This window comes from Streptomyces sp. AA4, from assembly GCF_000158875.1.
Taxonomy (GTDB): domain Bacteria; phylum Actinomycetota; class Actinomycetes; order Mycobacteriales; family Pseudonocardiaceae; genus Amycolatopsis.
Genome location: NZ_GG657746.1, coordinates 1835692 through 1854521, shown reverse-complemented (window position 1 = coordinate 1854521; position 18830 = coordinate 1835692). Strand labels below are relative to the sequence as shown.

Annotated in this window: 20 protein-coding genes and 1 pseudogene; 12 read left to right on the top strand and 9 right to left on the bottom strand. The window is 70.0% G+C overall.

The window, feature by feature from the left end; genetic code table 11:
• Positions 1-911: GlxA family transcriptional regulator (locus SSMG_RS08700; protein WP_009074810.1), on the bottom strand; the 911-nt coding region annotated here is incomplete at its 3' end.
• Positions 912-993: 82 nt separating this feature from the next.
• On the opposite strand from SSMG_RS08700, the gene SSMG_RS08695 reads away from it, so the two are divergent.
• A complete protein-coding gene (locus tag SSMG_RS08695; RefSeq protein WP_009074808.1) occupies positions 994-1902 on the top strand; it encodes a DMT family transporter in 909 nt (302 codons plus the stop codon).
• Positions 1903-1913: 11 nt separating this feature from the next.
• On the opposite strand, the gene SSMG_RS08690 is transcribed toward SSMG_RS08695, so the two are convergent.
• Together SSMG_RS08690 and SSMG_RS08685 are read right to left on the bottom strand one after the other, a co-directional pair.
• Positions 1914-2336, bottom strand: a complete 423-nt coding sequence (locus tag SSMG_RS08690) for a cytochrome c oxidase subunit 4 (protein ID WP_009074806.1) — start codon at positions 2334-2336, stop codon at positions 1914-1916.
• A gap of 32 nt (positions 2337-2368) precedes the next feature.
• Positions 2369-3316 (bottom strand): cytochrome c oxidase subunit II, encoded by a 948-nt coding sequence (locus SSMG_RS08685; RefSeq protein ID WP_050788135.1) that lies wholly within the window; start codon positions 3314-3316, stop codon positions 2369-2371.
• A gap of 212 nt (positions 3317-3528) precedes the next feature.
• On the opposite strand from SSMG_RS08685, the gene asnB reads away from it, so the two are divergent.
• Entirely contained in the window at positions 3529-5463 is a 1935-nt protein-coding gene (asnB, locus tag SSMG_RS08680; RefSeq protein WP_037713029.1) for an asparagine synthase (glutamine-hydrolyzing), read from the top strand.
• A gap of 269 nt (positions 5464-5732) precedes the next feature.
• Here asnB and SSMG_RS08675 read toward each other — a convergent pair whose 3' ends face one another.
• Positions 5733-6668, bottom strand: coding sequence for a carbohydrate kinase family protein (locus tag SSMG_RS08675; RefSeq protein ID WP_050788410.1), 936 nt, complete (start codon positions 6666-6668; stop codon positions 5733-5735).
• Positions 6669-6877: 209 nt separating this feature from the next.
• On the opposite strand from SSMG_RS08675, the gene SSMG_RS08670 reads away from it, so the two are divergent.
• A complete protein-coding gene (locus SSMG_RS08670; RefSeq protein WP_037716798.1) occupies positions 6878-7063 on the top strand; it encodes a hypothetical protein in 186 nt (61 codons plus the stop codon).
• Between the two features lie 63 nt (positions 7064-7126).
• On the opposite strand, the gene SSMG_RS08665 is transcribed toward SSMG_RS08670, so the two are convergent.
• Positions 7127-7504 carry an iron-sulfur cluster assembly accessory protein gene (locus tag SSMG_RS08665; protein ID WP_009074796.1) on the bottom strand — a complete coding sequence of 126 codons (378 nt, stop codon included), beginning with the start codon at positions 7502-7504 and terminating at the stop codon, positions 7127-7129.
• A 144-nt stretch (positions 7505-7648) separates the two neighbouring features.
• On the opposite strand from SSMG_RS08665, the gene SSMG_RS08660 reads away from it, so the two are divergent.
• Positions 7649-8308 carry a DUF3043 domain-containing protein gene (locus SSMG_RS08660; RefSeq protein WP_009074794.1) on the top strand — a complete coding sequence of 220 codons (660 nt, stop codon included), beginning with the start codon at positions 7649-7651 and terminating at the stop codon, positions 8306-8308.
• Positions 8309-8362: 54 nt separating this feature from the next.
• Entirely contained in the window at positions 8363-9352 is a 990-nt protein-coding gene (locus SSMG_RS08655) for an aldo/keto reductase family protein (protein WP_009074792.1), read from the top strand.
• Positions 9353-9455: 103 nt separating this feature from the next.
• Here the strand turns inward: SSMG_RS08655 and SSMG_RS08650 are convergent, their stop codons facing one another.
• Positions 9456-10157 (bottom strand): 2-C-methyl-D-erythritol 4-phosphate cytidylyltransferase, encoded by a 702-nt coding sequence (locus SSMG_RS08650; protein ID WP_009074791.1) that lies wholly within the window; start codon positions 10155-10157, stop codon positions 9456-9458.
• A 79-nt stretch (positions 10158-10236) separates the two neighbouring features.
• Here SSMG_RS08650 and cobT point away from each other — a divergent pair, with 79 nt between their 5' ends.
• Positions 10237-11304 (top strand): nicotinate-nucleotide--dimethylbenzimidazole phosphoribosyltransferase, encoded by a 1068-nt coding sequence (gene cobT, locus SSMG_RS08645; RefSeq protein WP_009074789.1) that lies wholly within the window; start codon positions 10237-10239, stop codon positions 11302-11304.
• Between the two features lie 64 nt (positions 11305-11368).
• Here the strand turns inward: cobT and SSMG_RS08640 are convergent, their stop codons facing one another.
• Positions 11369-12472 carry a branched-chain amino acid aminotransferase gene (locus SSMG_RS08640; RefSeq protein ID WP_037713028.1) on the bottom strand — a complete coding sequence of 368 codons (1104 nt, stop codon included), beginning with the start codon at positions 12470-12472 and terminating at the stop codon, positions 11369-11371.
• 105 nt (positions 12473-12577) lie between these two features.
• Between SSMG_RS08640 and SSMG_RS08635 the strand changes: the two genes are divergently transcribed.
• Positions 12578-12871, top strand: coding sequence for a hypothetical protein (locus tag SSMG_RS08635; RefSeq protein ID WP_199785845.1), 294 nt, complete (start codon positions 12578-12580; stop codon positions 12869-12871).
• Between the two features lies 1 nt (position 12872).
• Here the strand turns inward: SSMG_RS08635 and SSMG_RS08630 are convergent, their stop codons facing one another.
• Together SSMG_RS08630 and SSMG_RS08625 are read right to left on the bottom strand one after the other, a co-directional pair.
• Complete coding sequence (locus tag SSMG_RS08630) at positions 12873-13499, bottom strand: DUF402 domain-containing protein (protein ID WP_009074783.1); 627 nt, start codon at positions 13497-13499, stop codon at positions 12873-12875.
• Positions 13492-14349, bottom strand: coding sequence for a hypothetical protein (locus tag SSMG_RS08625; protein ID WP_009074781.1), 858 nt, complete (start codon positions 14347-14349; stop codon positions 13492-13494). The genes SSMG_RS08630 and SSMG_RS08625 overlap by 8 nt, the downstream gene beginning before the upstream one ends.
• Before the next feature lie 102 nt (positions 14350-14451).
• Between SSMG_RS08625 and SSMG_RS08620 the strand changes: the two genes are divergently transcribed.
• The 5 genes and pseudogenes from SSMG_RS08620 to SSMG_RS44680 all read left to right on the top strand — a co-directional run bounded on the left by SSMG_RS08620 (position 14452) and on the right by SSMG_RS44680 (position 18462).
• Positions 14452-15954 (top strand): leucyl aminopeptidase, encoded by a 1503-nt coding sequence (locus SSMG_RS08620; RefSeq protein ID WP_037713025.1) that lies wholly within the window; start codon positions 14452-14454, stop codon positions 15952-15954.
• A 74-nt stretch (positions 15955-16028) separates the two neighbouring features.
• Positions 16029-17012 (top strand): SMI1/KNR4 family protein, encoded by a 984-nt coding sequence (locus SSMG_RS08615; protein ID WP_009074775.1) that lies wholly within the window; start codon positions 16029-16031, stop codon positions 17010-17012.
• A gap of 71 nt (positions 17013-17083) precedes the next feature.
• A pseudogene (locus tag SSMG_RS47580) lies at positions 17084-17248 on the top strand (hypothetical protein); the annotation flags it as partial.
• Between the two features lie 39 nt (positions 17249-17287).
• On the top strand, positions 17288-17611 hold the full coding sequence (locus SSMG_RS46740; RefSeq protein WP_234392755.1) for a helix-turn-helix domain-containing protein: 324 nt from the start codon (positions 17288-17290) through the stop codon (positions 17609-17611).
• Positions 17608-18462, top strand: a complete 855-nt coding sequence (locus tag SSMG_RS44680; RefSeq protein ID WP_037713023.1) for an IS3 family transposase — start codon at positions 17608-17610, stop codon at positions 18460-18462. Before SSMG_RS46740 ends, SSMG_RS44680 begins: the two co-directional genes overlap by 4 nt.
• Positions 18463-18830 lie beyond the last annotated feature (368 nt).

The window sequence follows — 18830 nt, the reverse complement described above, 5'->3', positions numbered from 1 at the left end:
CGCGAGAACTGGTGCCGCAAGGCCGCCGCGGACGCATAACCGCAAGCCACCGCGATGTCCTCCACGGAACGCGAACCCTCCTCCAGCAGCGCCTGCGCTCGGTCGAGACGACGTTCGGTCAGCCAGCGGTGCGGCGTCGTCCCGGTCGCGGCGGAGAACCGGCGCAGGAACGTCCGCTCGCCCAGTCCGCTGCGACGGGCCAGCTCCGCGACCGTGAACGGCTGATCCAGCCGCCGTTCCACCCATTCGAGCGCTTCGGCGACCACGGCGTCGTCCGGTGCGGCCGTCGCGGGCACCGGGGCCTGCACGAACTGTGCCTGCCCGCCGGCGCGATGCGGTGCGGCCACCATCCGGCGGGCCAGCGCCGTCGCCGCCGCGACCCCGCGCAATCGCCGCACCAAGTGCAGGCATAGGTCGACCGCGGCGACCGTCCCGGCGCTGGTGAACACGCCGTCGTCGTCCGCGTAAAGCGCTTGCGGGTCCACTTCCGCCGAAGGGAACAGGCGACGGAATTCCGGTTCGTAGATCCAGTGCACGGTGCAGCGCCGGTCGTCGAGCAGGCCCGCGTAGCCGAGTGAGAAAACTCCCGCGCAGAACCCAGCTACCCACGCGCCGCGTTCCCGAGCGGCACGCAAGGCGTCCAGCAACGGCTCCGGCGGCGGCGCGGTCCGCGGCGCTTGGGTGGGCACAATCACCAAATCGGCGGATGCCGCGAAGTCCAGGTCACGCAGTCCGGACAGGTCGAATCCGGACCAGCTGGCCACTTCCGCCCCGCCCGGCGAGCACACGCCGAAATCCCAGCCGGGCATCCCGTCCGCGCTGCGGTCGGTGCCGAACACCTCGCACGCGACCCCCAGCTCGAACGGCGAAACTCGGTCCGCGAGCAGCACGGCGACCCGTTGCACGTCCATGCGCCCAGCTTGTCATAAGTTTTGCGGTCGTTGTCATCTCTGACACTGGTTGGGCGCTGCCGCGAGGACGAATCTGGGGCGCATGACGAACCCCGAATCCCGCCCGGTCCTGCAGTGGTCCGCGGCGATGGCGTTGTCCGGCACGATCGGCGCGGTCGTGCTCGAAAGCGGCGCGGCCGCCCCGGCGGTCGCGTTCGCCCGCTGCCTCGTCGGCGGCGTCCTGCTGGTCGTGTGGTCGCTCGCTCGCGGTTGGTTCCGCGACTGGCGGCCGACCCGCCGAGACCTGCTCCTCGCCGTCGCGGGCGGCCTGTTGCTGGTCGGCAACTGGGTGCTGCTGTTCGCGTCCTACTCGCTGTCGTCCATCGGAGTCAGCACTGTCGTCTACCACACACAACCGCTGATCCTGGTCGGAATGGCGGCGGTGTTCCTCGGCGAGAAGGTCGGCCGTTCCCACCTCGCGCGCGCAGGCGTGGCCTTTGCCGGAGTCGTGGTGATTTCCCTTTCCGCACAAGGAGATGACGGGCAACCAGTGCGGTTCGCCGGGATCGCGCTCGCGCTCGGCGCGGCCCTGCTCTACGCCGGTGCGTCCTTCATCGCGAAGCAGCTCAAGCACATCCGGCCGCATCTGCTCGCGGCCGTGCAGCTGACAGTCGGCGCGATCGTCCTCGCGCCCGCGCTGATGTTCACGCCGCTGCCGAGTTCGGCTCCGGGCCTCCTGTGGCTCCTGCTCCTGGGCACGGTGCACACCGCGGTGATGTACGTGCTGATGTACGCCAGCATCGGCAAGCTGCCCACCACGACGGTGGCGCTGCTGTCCTACCTGTACCCGGTGGTCGCGGTCGTCGTGGACATGCTGGCGTTCGGCCACCGGTTCACCTGGGCCGAGGGCGCGGGGATGCTGGCGGTGCTCGCCGCCGCGCTGGCCCCGCAGCGCGGCAGGGCGGAGACGCGAAACGCCCGGCCGGGGATTCCCAGCCGGGCGTCGCGGTGAAGCGGAAAAACTCAGTCGTGCTCGGGACCGGTGTGGTACTCGAACACCAGGCCGCCGACGGCGATGAGCAGCGCCACGATCGCCATCACGAGCAGCCAGATGTGGAAGAACGCGAGGGCGAGGCCGGCCAGCCCGGCCGCCGCGGCCAGCGCGACCGGCCAGTAGCTGCCCGGGCTGAAGAAGCCCAGTTCGCCGGCGCCGTCGCTGATCTCGGCGTCCTCGCGGTCCTCCGGGCGCGCTTCGATCCGGCGCGACACGAACTGCATGTAGCTGCCGGCGAGGAACGCCAGGCCGCCGGTCAGGAACAGCGCGACGATGCCGACCGGCTCGGCCTTCTGGTCGGTGGTGAAGAGCGCGGTCATGACCCAGTAGACGGCGGTCATGAGGACGGCGAATCCCGCCACCATGTAGAAAATCCGGGCTTCGACCTTCATGGGATTGGTCCCCTACTCCTCTGGGTTCGCCGTCAGTTGGACGCGGTGCGCGCGGTGCGGTCGGTGTTGAACGGCTTCGTGGTCACCGCGTACGGGCTGCACAGCTCGCCGCAGTTCATCGAAGCCAGCGCCTCGGACGCGGTGTTCGGCTTGCCGGTCTGCGGGTTCGTCTCGGTGCGCAGCTTGAGGTACTGGTCGTACTTGTCCGGGGACAAGGCCCGCACCTCGAAGTTCATCACCGAATGGTACGTCCCGCACAGCTCGGCGCAGCGCCCGACGAACGAGCCCTCGCGGTCGATCGAGTTCTGGAACGAGCTGTCCTGGTTGTTCTTCTCCGGGTCCGGCATGACGTCGCGCTTGAAGTTGAACTCCGGGACCCAGAACGAGTGGATGACGTCCGTCGAGCGGAGCCGGTACTCGATGGTCTTGTTCGTCGGCAGCACGAGCAGCGGGATCTCGCCGGAGGAGCCGACGGTGCTCACCTGGGTGCCGTCGGGACGCTTGGCGGCGTCGCCCTCGTACTTAAACTCCCAGTTCCACTGGAAGGCGATCACGTCGACCACGACGTCCGGGTTCGGCTTCTTGTCGAGGACCTTGCTCTCGGTCGTCGCGGTGAAGAAGAACAGCACGCAGACCATGATCGTCGGCAGGACGACCGTGAAGATCTCCAGCGGGATGTTGTACTGGAACTGCCGGGGCAGGTCGTCCGGTCCTTCGGCGGCCGCGCCCTTCTTCTTGCGGTGGAAGATCGCGGTCCAGAAGATGAGTGCCCACACGATCGCGCCGACGACGAGCGCGGCGATGACCGTCCACGTCCAGAGGGTGCGCATCTGGTCGGCCTGCGGCGTGACGCCCTTGGGCCATCCGAAGCGGAGGATCTCGTCTCCCGAGCAGCCCGTCGCGGTCAGCGCCACCAGCACGGCCAGCGCGGCGACACGCCCGACCCGCTTACCCACCGGGGTGCGCTCTGGTTTTCCCACTGCGCCCTGCCCTTTCACCCAACAGGCCCTCTCACACCGGGCCTTCTTCGACCGATCTTCGTGACAGGCGGAGCCTAGCCGAGTTGGCCGCTCCCGCTGACCAAGGGGTGACCAGTTGCGCCACGCGTCACCCGCTTTCCGCGCGGCGGGCCCCGCACCGGCATACTGGGCCCTTCCCCGGACCGGCCCGACCCTGAGGTGTGTGAGTACACGTGTGCGGCCTGCTTGGACTGATCTGCGCGACCGAAAACGACGCCGCGGACGCCCGCGGCAGCGTCGGCGCGGCGATGCGCTGCCAGCGCCACCGCGGCCCTGACGAGCAGGACACCTGGGCCGATGCCGAGGTCGTGTACGGCTTCAACCGGCTCGCCTTCATCGACGTCGACCACGCGCACCAGCCGCTGGTGTGGGGTCCGCCGGAGGCCCCCGGCCGGTACACGCTGAACTTCAACGGCGAGATCTACAACTACCGCGAGCTGCGCGACGAGCTGGCCGAAAAATTCGGTGCGAAATTCGCCACTGAGGGCGACGGCGAGGCGATCGTCGCGGCTTATCACTATCTCGGGGACAAAGCGGTCGAAAAGCTGCGCGGCATGTTCGCGTTCCTGATCTGGGATTCGGCGGAAAAGGTCGTTTTCGGCGCACGCGACCCGTTCGGCATCAAACCGCTCTACTACAGCGAAGGCCCCAAGGGCACCGCGTTCTCCAGCGAGAAGAAGAGCCTGCTGGAGCTGTCGGACACGCTCGGCGTCGCGCAGGAGCTGGACCGCACTGCCCTGCAGCACTACCTGGTCCTGCAGTACGTCCCGGAGCCGGAGTCGCTGCACACCGCGATCCGCCGCGTCGAGTCCGGCACCTCGTTCCGGCTCTCGCCGGGCGGGAAGCCCCAGTTCACCCGGTACTTCCACCCGCAGTTCGCCGCGAAGCCGGTCAACGGCCCCGCCGAGGCCGAGGCGCTGTACGAGCGCATCGCCGACGTGATGCGCGACTCGGTCGGCAAGCACATGATCTCGGACCCGGACGTCACGGTGGGCGCGTTCCTCTCCGGCGGCATCGACTCCACCGCGACCGCGACGCTCGCCAAGGAGCACAACCCGAACCTGATCGCGTTCACCACCGGGTTCGAGCGCGAGGGCTACTCCGAGGTGGACGTGGCCGCCGAGTCGGCCGCCGCGATCGGCGTGAAGCACGTGGTCCGCACGGTGTCGGCGGACGAGATGATGGAGGCCCTGCCGCTCATCGTCTGGTACCTGGACGACCCGGTCGCGGACCCGGCGCTGGTCCCGCTGTGGTTCATCGCGCGCGAGGCCCGCAAGCACGTGAAGGCGGTCCTGTCCGGCGAAGGCGCGGACGAACTGTTCGGCGGCTACACGATCTACGGCGAGCCGATCTCGCTGGCCCCGTTCGAGAAAATCCCCGGCAGCGTGCGAAAACTGCTGGGCAAGGTGTCCACGAAGATCCCCGAGGGCACCCGAGGCAAGGACCTGCTGCGCCGCGGCGCGCTCCCGCTTGAAGACCGCTACTACGGCAACGCCCGCAACTTCCGTGACGAACAGCTGCGCGCGGTCCTGCGGACGTACCGGGAAGGCATCGGCTTCAAGGACGTCACGGCCCCCTGGTACGACGTGTCCCGCGGCTGGGACCCGGTGGCCCGCATGCAGCACGTGGACCTCTACACCTGGCTGCGCGGCGACATCCTGGTCAAGGCGGACAAGGTGACCATGGCGAACTCGCTGGAGCTGCGGGTGCCGTTCCTGGACGCCGAGGTGTTCAAGGTCGCCGCCTCGATCCCGCTGGACCAGAAACTCGCCCACGGCACCACGAAGTACGCGCTGCGCCAGGCGTTGGCGAAAATCATCCCCGGCCACGTGCTGAACCGGAAAAAACTGGGCTTCCCGGTCCCGATCCGCCTGTGGCTGCGCAACGAGATGTACGACTGGGCCCGCGGCATCATCAACGACTCGAAGACCGACGAGCTGCTGGACAAGAACGCGGTACTGCGCCTGCTGGACGAACACAAGGAAGGCCAGTTCGACCGCAGCCGCCAACTCTGGGCGCTCCTGGTCTTCATGCTCTGGCACGGCATCTTCGTAGAGCACCGCATCAAGCCGGAAATCCCGGAACCGGTCTACCCAGTAAAGCTCTAAGACGGACGTGAGGGGAACGCTGAGGGACTCTGAGTCCCTCAGGGTTCCCCTCACGGCCCTAAAACCGCACCCGGTGCACCCAACGATCGAGGCACCCAGCCCCTCCCCCGCACCCCGATACGAAGCCTCCCTGCGGTCTGGGGGTGCTTGTCAAGGCATCTTTCCCGCCTTGACAAGCACCCCCAGACCGTCAGCACGATCAAGCTTCGGGGTGCCCCACGCAACCAGGGACGGCAATGTCGCCCGCCAGGGCGACGAGCCGAAACGCCTCAAGCAGGCAAAACCGCCGAAATCTCCTCAGCAGCCTCCGGCCCGAACGCCTCGCTCAACCGCGTCAACGCGTCAGCCCGCTCCAGCCTCCACTCCTGAGTCCCCACAGTCTCCAAAACGAGCACCGCGATCAAACACCCCAACTGCGCCGCCCGCTCCAAGCTCAACCCGCCGTCAACGGCGGCAAGGAACCCAGCCCGGAACCCGTCCCCGACCCCGGTGGGATCAGCCTTCCCCCGCTCCGGAACGGCCCCGATCTGCAGCGCGGTCCCGTCCCGCCCGACAATCTCCACGCCCTTCTCCCCGAGCGTGGTGATCCTCAGCCCGACCCGCTCCAGCACGTCCGCCTCGGTCCAGCCGGTCTTCTGCAGCAGCAACTCCCACTCGTAGTCATTGCTGAACAGGTACTTGGCCCCCTCGACGAACGACCGCACCTGCGCCCCGTCCATCCGCGCCAGCTGCTGCGAGGGATCGACCGCGAACGTGTACCCCCGCTGACGGCACTCCTGCGCGTGCCGGACCATGCCCTCGGGATCGTCGGGACTGATCAACACGAGCCCCAGCCCGCCGACCCGATCCGCGATCGGCCCCATCTCGATGTTGCGGGACTCCGCCATCGCCCCCGCGTAGAACGTGGCGATCTGGCACATGTCCTCGTCAGTGGTGCACACGAACCGCGCGGTGTGCGCGACCTCGGACACCAGCACGCCCGACGTGTCGACCCCGTGCCGCTGCAGCCACGACTGGTAGTCCGCCCAGTCCTGGCCCACGGCGCCGACCAGCACCGGCTCCACGCCGAGCACGCCGAGGCCGAACGCGATGTTCGCGCCGATGCCGCCGCGGCGCACGACGAGGTCGTCGGCGAGGAAGCTCAGCGACACGCGGTGCAGCTGCTCGGCGACGAGCTGCTCGGCGAACCTCCCCGGGAAGTGCATCAGATGGTCCGTCGCGATGCTGCCGGACACGGCGATCCTGGGCTTGTCTGCCACCGGTTCTCCTCACGAGGTGGATGAGCTGTCGTTTTCGCTCCCGGACGCAAGTTACCCGCTGGTCATGACCCTTCCGGGTAATTTCCGCGCCGCGTTCCGACACTACCGGCCAGTACTCGTTTCCCGTTCAAGTCCGGCTGAATAGCGTGGCGTTCGTGAACCTCGCGACCGAACCGGAAACCATCGGCGACCTGATCGCCGACTGCGCCCACCTGCCGTCCACGCTGCAGCCCGAACGGCCCGCCGACCAGGCCCGGCTGCCGCGGCCGAGGGCCGCGCGGCCGTGGACGGTCGACGACGCCTGCCACGCGCAGGTCGCCGATCTCGACGCCTACGTCTGAGCCCCGAACGCCGAAACGGGCCCCCGCGCGAGTGCGCGGGGGCCCGTTTTCGTGGCTCTGGGCTCAGTGGAAGCTGTCGCCGCAGGCGCAGGAACCCGTGGCGTTCGGGTTGTCGATCGTGAAGCCCTGCTTCTCGATGGTGTCGACGAAGTCGATCACGGCCTCGGACACGTACGGCGCGCTCATCCGGTCGACCGCGACGCGCAGGCCGTCGAAGTCGCGGAACAGGTCGCCGTCGAGCGTGCGCTCGTCGAAGAACAGCTGGTAGCGCAGGCCAGCGCAGCCGCCGGGCTGGACGGCGATGCGCAGGTGCATGTCGTCGCGGCCCTCCTGTTCGAGCAGCGCCTTCGCCTTGGCGGCCGCGGCGTCGGTCAACGTCACGCCGTGGGTCTCCTCGGCGGTCTCGGCCGCAGCCGCACCGGTCTGCTCAGCGGTCGTCATGGCACTCCCTCTTTGGTCGAACTCGCTGCGGGTACATCTCGTGTCCTAGGCACAACACGGGACTTGCCCGATCTGTTCCCCTCCATCGTCGCATATGGAACGACCTGGTGAACAAAGCCGTGACGCCTGCAATACCCTGGTGAGGTGAGGTTCCTGCGCCGAAGCACCACTGACCCCGCCGCCGACGAGTCCGCGGCCGAGGCTGCCACTGTCGAATCCCCGGTCGCCAGCAAGGCGTACACGCCGGGCAAGGGCAAGGCGACGCCGAAGCGGCGCGAGGCCGAGGGGCGCAAGCGCGGACCGGTCGCGCCGCCGCCCACCTCGATGCGCGAGGCGATGAAGCGCAACAAGGAACTGCGCAAGGCGAACCCGGTCAGCAAGGAAGAGCGCAGGGAAGCCGCCCGGCAGCGCCGCGAGCGGATGATGTCCGGCGACGACAAGTACCTGCCGCCGCGCGACAAGGGCCCGGTCAAGGCGTACGTGCGCGACCTGGTCGACTCGCGGCGCAACCTCCTCGGCCTGTTCATGCCGCTGGCGATCCTGGTGTTCCTCGCGCTGCTCGTGCCCGCGCCGGCGGTGCAGCAGTACATCACCCTGGTCTGCATGGCGATGCTGCTGGTCATGGCCATCGAGGGCTTCGTGAACGGCCGCAAGATCTCGAAGCTGGTCCGCGAGCGCTTCCCGAAGGAACCGGCGACGGCCTACCGGGGCGTGGGCTGGTACGCCTTCGTCCGGGCGAGCCAGATCCGCAAGCTGCGCGTCCCGAAGCCGCGGCTCAAGCCGGGCGACCCGATCCCGAACTGAGCCGTGCGGCACACAGGTCGTTAGCCTCGCGAACGAAACGTTTACGCTGTCGGCATGGAGTTTCGACGTCTCGGCCGCAGCGGCCTCAACATCAGTGAGATCTCCTACGGCAACTGGCTGACCCACGGGTCCCAGGTCGAGGAGGACCAGGCGCAGGCCTGCATCAAGGCGGCGCTCGACGCGGGCATCACGACCTTCGACACGGCAGACGTCTACGCCAACACCGCGGCGGAGTCGGTGCTCGGACGCGGGCTGAAGGGCCAGCGCCGGGAGAGCCTGGAGATCTTCACCAAGGTCTTCTGGCCGACCGGTCCGAAGGGCCCGAACGACAAGGGCCTCTCGCGCAAGCACATCATGGAGTCGGCCCACGCGTCGCTCAAGCGGCTCGGCACCGACTACGTCGACCTCTACCAGGCGCACCGCTTCGACCGCACGGTGCCGCTGGAAGAGACGATGCAGGCGTTCGCCGACCTGGTCCGCCAGGGCAAGGCGCTCTACATCGGTGTCTCGGAGTGGAACGCGGAGCAGATCTCCCGCGGCGCGGCACTCGCCCGCGAGCTGAAGATCCCGTTCGTGTCGAACCAGCCGCAGTACTCGATGCTGTGGCGCGTCATCGAATCGCAGGTCGTGCCCGCTTCCGAGCGCGAGGGCCTGAGCCAGATCGTCTGGTCGCCGGTGGCGCAGGGCGTGCTGACCGGCAAGTACAAGGTGGGCCAGCCGCTGCCCGCCGGCTCGCGCGCGACCGACGAGAACGGCGGCGCGAACATGGTCAAGCGCTTCCTCGACGAGAAGACCCTCGCCGCGGTCGCGAAGCTGGAGCCGCTGGCCGCCGACGCCGGACTGTCGATGGCGCAGCTGGCCGTCGCGTGGGTGCTGCAGAACCCGAACGTCGCGTCGGCGATCATCGGGGCCTCGCGGCCGGAGCAGGTCCAGGACAACGTCAAGGCGGCCGGCGTGAAGCTGGAGCCGGAGCTGCTCACCGCGATCGACGAGGCGCTCGGCGACGTCGTGGTCACCGACCCGGCGCTCACCGTCTCCCCCTGATCAGCGCAGCTGGGTAAGCCCGGCAAATGTCCGTGAAGGGCTCCTTGAGGGAATCTGATTCCCTCAAGGAGTCCTTCACGGACCGCCTGCGGGGACTGCGGCGCTACGGAGAAGGCCGCAGCAAAAACCGCTCCGCCACCGCGAGGTCGTGCGGATAGGTGATCTTCACGTTCTCCGCGCTGCCGGGCACCCACCGCACCGGCAGCGCGGAGAACCGCTCCATGCACGAAGCCGTGTCGGTGCCGAGAAACCCTTCCGCGGCAGCCTGTTCGTACGCCGCGAGCAGCGGTTCCGCCCGGAAGCCCTGCGGGGTCTGCACCCGGATCGCGCCCGGCAGCGGGCCCGCCACCGTGTCCGGTCCGGCCATCGAGACCACGTCGTCCGCGGCCAGGCCCGGCACCGCTCCCCCGTCTTCCCGGGTCCGCTCCAGCACCGCGGAGATCAGGTCCGGCTTCACCAACGGGCGGGCCCCGTCGTGCAGCAGCACGGAATCCACTGTCCCGTCGGCGATTCGCGGCGCGAGGTGGCGCAGTGCGTTCAGTTCGGAGGCCTGCCGCGTCGGGCCGCCGGTCACGATCTCCACCGGCGCGGCGAGCCCGGCGAGCACTTCCTCCGCCAGCGGCGCGTCCTCGGACCGGATGACCAGCACCAGCACGCCGATCCCGGGCACGGCGGCGAACGCGTCCAGCGACCACGCCACCACGCGCCTGCCCGCGACCGGCAGGTAGACCTTGTTCAGCGCGGCCCCGACCCGGGTCCCCGCACCACTGGCCAGCACGACCCCGGCCGCCGTCGATTCCCGCACGCCGACCGACCCTAAGGGCCGGGTCCGGGCGGCGGTAGGTTGGGCGCCGGGACGCCCAGCGGCGAAAGGAAACCTGGCTGTGGACACCGGCGAAACGGGCATCGAGTTCGGCGAGATCGAACCGCCGAGCGACCAGGCCCGGTCGGGCGCGATCGCGCTGCACGACAAGCTCGTCAAACCCGCCGGCTCGCTCGGCAGGCTCGAGGAGCTGGGCGTCTGGATCGCTTCGTGCCAGGGCCAGGCGCCGCCGCGGCCGTTCACCCGTCCGCGCGTCGTCGTGTTCGCCGGCGATCACGGCATCGCGAAGAAGGGCGTTTCGGCGTATCCGCAGGAGGTCACGTCGCAGCTCGTCGGCACCATGCTGACCGGCGGGGCGGCGATCAACGTCCTCGCCGCGGCGGCGGGCGCGGGCGTGCGCGTGGTCGACATGGCCGTGGACACCGAGGAATCCGCGATGCGGTCGATCGGCGAGTTCAAGGTGCGCCGCGGTTCGGGTTCGATCGACGTCGAGGACGCGCTCACCGACGCCGAGGTGCGCGCCGCGGTCAACGCCGGCCGGAAGATCGCCGACGCGGAGGTCGACGGCGGCGCGGACCTGCTGATCGCGGGCGACCTGGGAATCGGCAACAGCACCCCGGCGTCGGTGCTGGTCGCGGCGCTGACCGGGAGCGAGCCGGTCGCCGTGGTCGGCCGGGGTTCGGGCATCGACGACAACACGTGGATGCGCAAGGCCGCCGCGGTCCGCGACGCACTGCGCCGGGCCCGCGCGGTGCTGGCCGACCCGCTCGCCCTGCTGCGCACGTCGTCGGGGGCCGATATCGCCGCGATGACGGGCTTTCTCGCGCAGGCCGCGGTCCGCCGCACGCCGGTCGTGCTCGACGGGCTCGTGGTCTGCTCCGCCGCACTCGTCGCCGAAGAACTCGCCCCCGGCGCCCGCCGCTGGTGGATGTCCGGACAGCTCACCGGCGAACCCGCACACGCCCTCGCCCTGGAACACCTGGACCTCGGCGCCTTGCTCGACCTCGACGTCCGCCTCGGCGAAGGCACCGGCGCCGTCACCGCGCTCCCGCTGCTGATGATGGCCGCCCGGGTGCTCGCCGAAATGACCACCCACGAGCAATCCGGCGTCTCCGGCCCGCTGTCTTAAAAGCCGTGAAGGGCTCCTTGCGGGAATCTGATTCCCGCAAGGAGCCCTTCACGGACAGCTAGCTTCAGCTGAGCGGCACCATCCAGCCGGACGGGGCCGGACGGGTGCCCTCCTGGATCCCGACCAGCTGCTCGCGCAGGCCCATGGTGACCGGGCCCGGCTGCCCGCCGGAGATCGAGAACTCGCCGCCGCCGTGCTTCACGTGGCCGACCGGCGTGATGACCGCCGCCGTGCCGCACGCGAACACCTCGGTCAGCTCGCCCGAAGCGGCCGCCTTCTCCCATTCGTCGGTGGAGATCCGGCGCTCCTCGACCTTGTGCCCGGCGTCCTTCGCCAGCTGCAGCAACGACTTCCGGGTGACGCCCGGCAGCAGTGAACCGGTCAGCTCCGGCGTGACCACGCGGACGTCATCGCCCGAACCGAAGACGAAGAACAGGTTCATCCCGCCCATCTCCTCGACCCAGCGGCGCTCGACCGCGTCGAGCCACACCACCTGGTCGCAGCCCTTCTCGACGGCCTGCGCCTGCGCCACGAAGGACGCCGCGTAGTTGCCCGCGCACTTCGCCGCGCCGGTGCCGCCGGGGGCCGCGCGCACGTACTCGGTGGACAGCCACACGCTGACCGGCTTCACGCCGCCGCTGAAGTACGAGCCGGCCGGCGAGGCGATCACCGCGAAGACGTACTCGTCGGCCGGGCTGTTCACGCCCAGGCCCGCCGAGGTGGAGATCATGAACGGGCGCAGGTACAGGGAATCGCCCTCGCGGGTCGGCACCCAGCGCTCGTCCACCGCGATCAGCTCGCGCAGCGCGTCGATGAACGTCTCCACCGGCAGCTGCGGCATGGCCAGCCGCTCGGCGGATTCGCGGAACCGCTGCGCGTTGGCGTCCGGCCGGAACGCGGCGATCGAGCCGTCCGGCTGCCGGTAGGCCTTGAGGCCCTCGAAGATGGCCTGCCCGTAGTGCAGCACGGACGTGGCCGGGTCGAGGGTGAACGGTTCGTACGGCCCGACCTTGGCGTCGTGCCAGCCCTTTTCGGTGCTGTAGCGGACGGTGACCATATGGTCGGTGAAGTGCGTGCCGAACCCCGGCTTGGCAAGTACCTCGGCGACGCGTTCAGGACTCGCGGGGCTCGGGTGCGGAACGTGGGTGAACTGCGTCGCTGTCGTCATGCATAAACGATAGCGCTTGGTCGGAAGCACGTTAGTCGGAAGTCCTGTGGTTTTACTCGCCGCACCGGCCCGCGCTCGCAGCGTCACCCCACTACGATGGCCGGTGTGAGCACTCAACCAGCACGCCAAGCGGGGCCCGGGGCCGGGCCGGACGTCAAGACCTTCGGCACCGCCGCCCTGCTGACCTTCGGCGCGGGGCTGCTCGGGATGGTCGGCTGGGGCCTGCTTTCGAGCGGGTTCGGCTTCTTCCTCGGACTGGTCGTCGCCGGGTTCGGCATCTACTGGTGGAAGAACCTGCACGGCGCGGTGATCACGAAGAACGTGCCGACCAAATCGGTCGTCATCCTGCTCGTCGTCAACATCGTGCTGTTCATCGCGCTGGTGCTGCTGGCCCAGTAGGTCAGCACAGTCCGGCGGGCAGTTCCGGCGCGGGCCAGGCCGGGTCCGGGCGGAAGTCCGTGTGCGTGCCGTCGAAGGGGTACGCGCCCCGCTCGGCCAGCGCGCCCATCCGTTCGCCCTCGGCGCGCAGCGTGTCGAGTTCGGCCGCGGTCAGCCGCCCCGCGTCGACGGCCGCCTCCGCTTCGTCCTCGTCCTTCCACTGCCAGCCCGCGCCCGGCGTCACGACCAGGTCGAGGATGCCGTCGATCCGGTCCGGGCCGGTTTCGGTGCGCCCGCGCGGCACCTCGAGGTTCACGTACCAGTCGCGGAACCGGCCGTCCGTCTCGAAAAACCACCACACCGATGACCACGCCCGGTCGGGAATCAGCCGCAGCGTCGAGGTGCCGTGCCACACGTCCGGCACGCGGACGCGCGGCTGGCGAAACCGTTGTTCCAGCGGCGCTTCCCGCAGCGACCGGCCGTCCGCGAGCCTGCTGCCGACGATCGGCGTGCCGAGCGGGAGCCAGCCGAGCAGCGTCTCGCCGTCGTCGGAGACCACGCGCAGCGGATGATGCTGGCCGATGCTGCCGTCCGGGCGGACGAAACGTTCGACGACTGTCTGTCCCGGTGCCCAGCGGTGCTCAGTCATGCCCGCCACGGTAGCGACGCACCCGCACCCGCAGCAGCAGTTCCGCGACCGCGCCGAGCCCGGCCGCGAGCAGCGTCGCCGACAGCGGAACGAACGCCGCGGCGGCCGCTGCCAGCACCGCGGCCACCGCGACCGGAGCCCCGCCGGACGGCGCAAACCGCTGTCGAGCACCGACGAAAGTCGTGAATGCCGCGGGAAGAGTCGCCAGGACTGCGATCACCGTGAGCAACGGCTGCAGCTGTCCGGCGTCCGCGGCGGAGAGCAGTTCCCGCATCGAGGTCCCGGACAACCCGAGCCGCACCGGACCCAGCTGCAGCAGCGTCACCGCGGTGACGGCCACTGCGACCAGACCCAGCACGAGCGCGCGTCCGGTGCTCCGCGCCCCTGGTTCCGGAACTAGGAACGGCAGGAGGAACAACGCCGCGACGACGATCCCGGCCGCGTTCGGCGTCCCGATTCCGCCCGTCTGCGACACCGGAGCGACCACGAGACACATCGCCACGAGGACCGCCGCGGCGGCCAGCAGCACGCCCACTATCCACTTGACCAGCAGATTCGGCAGCCGCAGCCCGGCGAAGTCCGCAGCGGCAACGAATACGACCAGCGCGGCCGCGGCATACCCGGGCTGCAGCGGAAAAACGTATGCGCCGAACGCTTGCCCGAGCACGACGATCTGCGCCAGCCGGGATAATCCGCCCACGATCCGGCCAGCCGGATCGTCAGCGAGCGCGGGCAGCCGGGAACCGCCGACCGCGGCCAGCGCGGCGAGGACAACCCCGGCGAGCAGCCAATATCCGGCTCCGGCGGCCCCCGCCGCCAGCGTCACCAGGAGTGCTCCCGCGAGCCGCACCGCGATCCCCCTTCCCCCGTCCGGATGGCTTTGTCATTAGCATGGCTCACGATCGACCGGGCAGAACGCCCGGCGCCACCGCGACGTCGCGAGGAGCCAGAAGTGACCGTGCCGAAGCTTGCCCTCTCCGAGAACACGGATGCGGCATTGGGCAAGACCCGCGCCGACGTCGTCGTGATCGGCACCCTGCAGGGCGAGGACGGCCTCGAGCTGGCCGCCGGCGCGGAGGTGGCCGACGCGGCGTTCGACGGCAAGCTCGCCGAGGTGCTGGGCACGCTCGGCGCGACCGGCAAGGCCGAGGAGATCGTGAAGCTGCCGACGCTGGGCAAGCTGCCCGCGGGCGTCGTGCTGGCAGTCGGCCTCGGCAAGCCGAAGGACGGCGGGATCACCGCCGAGCAGGTGCGCCGCGCGGCCGGTGCCGCGGCCCGCGCGCTGAACGGCACCGAGCGGGCGTTCGTCACGCTGTCGGCCGTCGACCTGCACGCCGCCACCGAGGGCATCGCGCTGGGCGCGTACGTCTTCACCGAGTACCGCTCCGAGAAGGGCGACGGCCCGCTGGCGAAGGCCGACCTGGTCAGCCCGGCCGAGGGCACCGCGCGCGAGCACAAGGCCACGCTGAAGGCGGCCGGGTTCATCGCCGAATCGGTGATCATCGCCCGCGACCTCATCAACACCCCGCCGAACGACCTGTTCCCGGCGTCCTTCGCCGACCGCGCGAAGAAGCTCGCCGACGCGAACGGCCTCGAGTTCGAGGTGCTCGACGAGAAGGCGCTCAAGCGCAAGGGCTTCGGCGGCATCCTCGGCGTCGGCGGCGGTTCGTCGCGGCCGCCGCGCCTGCTGCGGCTCAGCTGGAAGCCGGCGAAGGCGCGCAAGAAGGTCGCGCTGGTCGGCAAGGGCATCACGTTCGACTCGGGCGGCATCTCGCTCAAGCCCGCCGCGAACATGGACCACATGACCTCCGACATGTCGGGCGCGGCCGCCGTGCTCGCGTCGGTCGTGCTGGCCGCCAAGCTCAAGTACCCGCTCGAGGTCACCGCGCACATCCCGCTGGCGGAGAACCTGCCCTCGGGCACCTCCTACCGCCCCGGCGACGTGCTGACCATGTACGGCGGCAAGACCGTCGAGGTGCTCAACACCGACGCCGAGGGACGGCTCGTGCTGGCCGACGCGATCGTGCGCGCGGCCGAGGAGAACCCGGACTACCTGATCGAGACCGCCACGCTGACCGGCGCGCAGGTGGTCGCGCTGGGCAACCGGATCTCCGGCGTGATGGGCTCGGACGAGTTCCGCGACCGCGTCGCGGGCATCATGCAGGCCACCGGCGAGGGCGGCTGGGCGATGCCGCTGCCCGACGAACTGCGCGGCGACCTCGACTCGCGGCTCGCGGACATCGCGAACGTGACCGGCCAGCGCTGGGCGGGCATGCTCGTCGCGGGCGTGTTCCTGCGCGAGTTCGTGCCCGCGGACCTGCCGTGGGTGCACCTGGACGTCGCGGGCCCGGCCTTCAACTCCGGCGGCCCGTGGGGCTACACCGGCAAGGGCGGCACCGGCGTCCCGGTCCGCACCATCGCCGCGGTGCTGGCGGACATCGCCGACCAGGGCTGATTCACCCGCTTTCGACCGGAGGCCCCGCACCCTGCCCGGTACGGGGCCTCCGTCGTTGTGGCACGCTCGCGCTCATGCAGCGCGACGACTACCTCGAAACCGCCGTCCGCGAGGTGCTCACCGCCGACGAGGCCGCCGCTGACCGCCGAATCGGCCACGCCGCGCTGCTCTTGGCGACCGCGGGCGCGTCCGACTCCGCGGATCGCCTTGTCGCACAATGGCACGCGATCACCGGCCGCCCAACGTCCGTGCTCGCCGACGACGCTCTGCGCGCCCGCGCCTGGGCAATGCTTTTCGAGGCCCGCGGCGACCGTCCACAATGGGCAGACGCGCTGGTTCCGCTCGACCTGGACGCGGAAGAACAAGCCCACCAAGCCTTCCTAGCCCGCAGAGTGTCCGATTTGGACGGTCTCTTCGCCGGTTCCCCGGTCGCAGGCGCGGTCTCCGCACTCGCCCCCGAACGACCGGATCCGGTGCGCGACGCACTCGCCGCCGCCGACCTGGACACCTGGGCCGCACTCGTCGAAAACCACCCGAACCCCGACGTCGCGACGCTCGCCGCCACCCGCCCGCTAGCCGCCCGCCTGGTCGGTGGCGCGGACCCGCTAGACCTCGGCCCGGAATGGCCGGACCAGTGCGCAGGCGCGCTGATCGCCGCCCTGCGCGAACGCCACCCAACCGGCCCGGACAGCCTGCCCGACCTGGTAGCGGCGATCCTCCGACTGCGCGGACAACGAGCCCCCGCCCCCGCGTCACCAACCGACCTCGCCGCAGCCGAAAACCGCCTCGGCTTCCGCCTGCCCGACGACTACCGCGAGTTCTTGACACTCGCGGACGGCCTGCCCGCGGACGTGGTGTTCCCCCGCCTGCTGCCCGCCCGCGAACTGCGCGCAGACGGAACCGTCGTGATCGTCTCCGACCCAGCGACGATCCTGCTCACCCACACCGGTAACAGCTGGCGAACGGTCGAAGTAGACCTCACCTACGGCAGCACCGCACACGAATCGTTCCGCGCACTGCTGGAACACCACCACCGACTACTGGAAGCAAGCGCCTGACCACCCGCCCGCCGAAGTCCGCGAGGGGACCCCTGAGGGACTCTGAGTCCCTCTGAACTGCGCCCCGGAAGTTGGACTGGGAATCCAGTTCCAGCTGTCCGGGGAGTGGTTCGTTGCATCCACGCAGTTCGTTGTCTGAGTGGCAGCGGGCGTCCGCTGTTGCGTTGTTCGAGGACGGGTATGGCGCGAAGGCCGTGGCGTCCCGGTTGGGGGTGTCGGCGGGTGCCGTGCGACGCTTGCGTGATCGTTGGAGGCTGCGGAGCGCGGGAGCGCTGATGGACAAGCCAGGCAGGCGGTCGTTCGCGTTCGAGTTCAAGCTGGAGGTCGTGCGCCGGTATGTCGGCGGCGAGGCGACCGCGGCCGAGCTGGCGCGCGAGCACGGGCTGTCCTCGCCCAAACTCGTGGAGAACTGGGCGCGGGCGTATCGGCGCGAGGGAGAGGACGCGTTGCGGCCCAAGCCGAAAGGCCGTCCGCCCGGTGTCGCGGACTCGCCGGGTCCCGGCGAGCTGGAGCGGTTGCGGGCGGAGAACCTGCGGCTGTCGGCGGAGAACGCCTACCTAAAAAAATTGCGGGCCTTGAGGGAGCAGGGGCGAGGGTGAAAACCCAGGCCGTCGCCGCCCTCAAGGCCGACTATCCGCTGCCGGTGCTGCTGGCGGTCGCGGGCCTGGCCCGGTCGACGTTCTTCCACCACCAGGCCCGGCCCGACCGGCCCGACCCGCACGCCGGGCTCAAGGCCGCGATCGCCGAGGCGTTCGAGGCCGCCCGCGGCCGCTACGGGCACCGGCGGATCCACACGGTCCTGGCCCGCGCCGGCTGGCGGGTGGCGAAGAAAACCGTGCTCGCGCTGATGAACGCCCTCGGCCTGGTCTGCCAGGTCCGGCGGCCGCGCCGGCGCCGGTCCTGGCCCGGCCGGCCCGGCACGGCCGCCGAGAACCTGCTCAACCGCGAGTTCGGCGCCGAGGCCCCGGACACCAAATGGGTCACCGACGTGACCGAGTTCCGCATCGGCGACCGCAAGGTCTACCTCTCGCCCGTGATCGACCTGTTCGACCGGTCCGTGATCGCCTACGCCTGCGGGCCGTCCCCGACGCTGGAGCTGACGAACTCCTCGCTGCGCGCCGCGATCGCGACCCTGCCCGCCGGAGCCCGCCCGCTGGTGCACTCCGACCAGGGCTTCCAGTACCGGCACGCCTCCTGGCGCTCCCTGCTCGCCGACGCCGGCCTGACCCAGTCGATGTCCCGGCGAGCCACCTGCCTGGACAACGCCGTCGCCGAGAACTTCTTCGGCCACCTCAAAGAAGAACTCTTCCACCACACCAAGTTCGACACCGTCGACACGTTCATCACGGCACTGCACGACTACATCGACTGGTACAACACCACCCGCATCTCCACCACGCTCCAAGGCCTGAGCCCGGCCGAATACCGGGCCCAGACCCTCGCCGCCTAACCTCTACATAACCAGTCCAACTTCCGGGGCCCAGTTCACTCAGGGTTCCCCTCACGACCCACACCCGGCACCTCCCGAGGCGCACCCCAATGCCACATTGGTTGCGTCCCATGCACCCAATGCCACATTGGGTGCGCCACATGCACCCAATGCCACATTGGGGCGCTAACCGCACGCCGCGCTCCCCAAGCCCCCACGCACCCAAGCCGCGCACAAACCGCCGCCGCCGCCGCACCCAAACAGCGCACCACCCAAACCGCGCAACAAACCGCAGCCGATGCTCCCAACCGCCGGGGGCACCCAGCCCCTCCCCAACCCCGATACAAAGCCGCCCTGCGGTTCGGGGGTGCTTGTCAAGGCATCTTTCC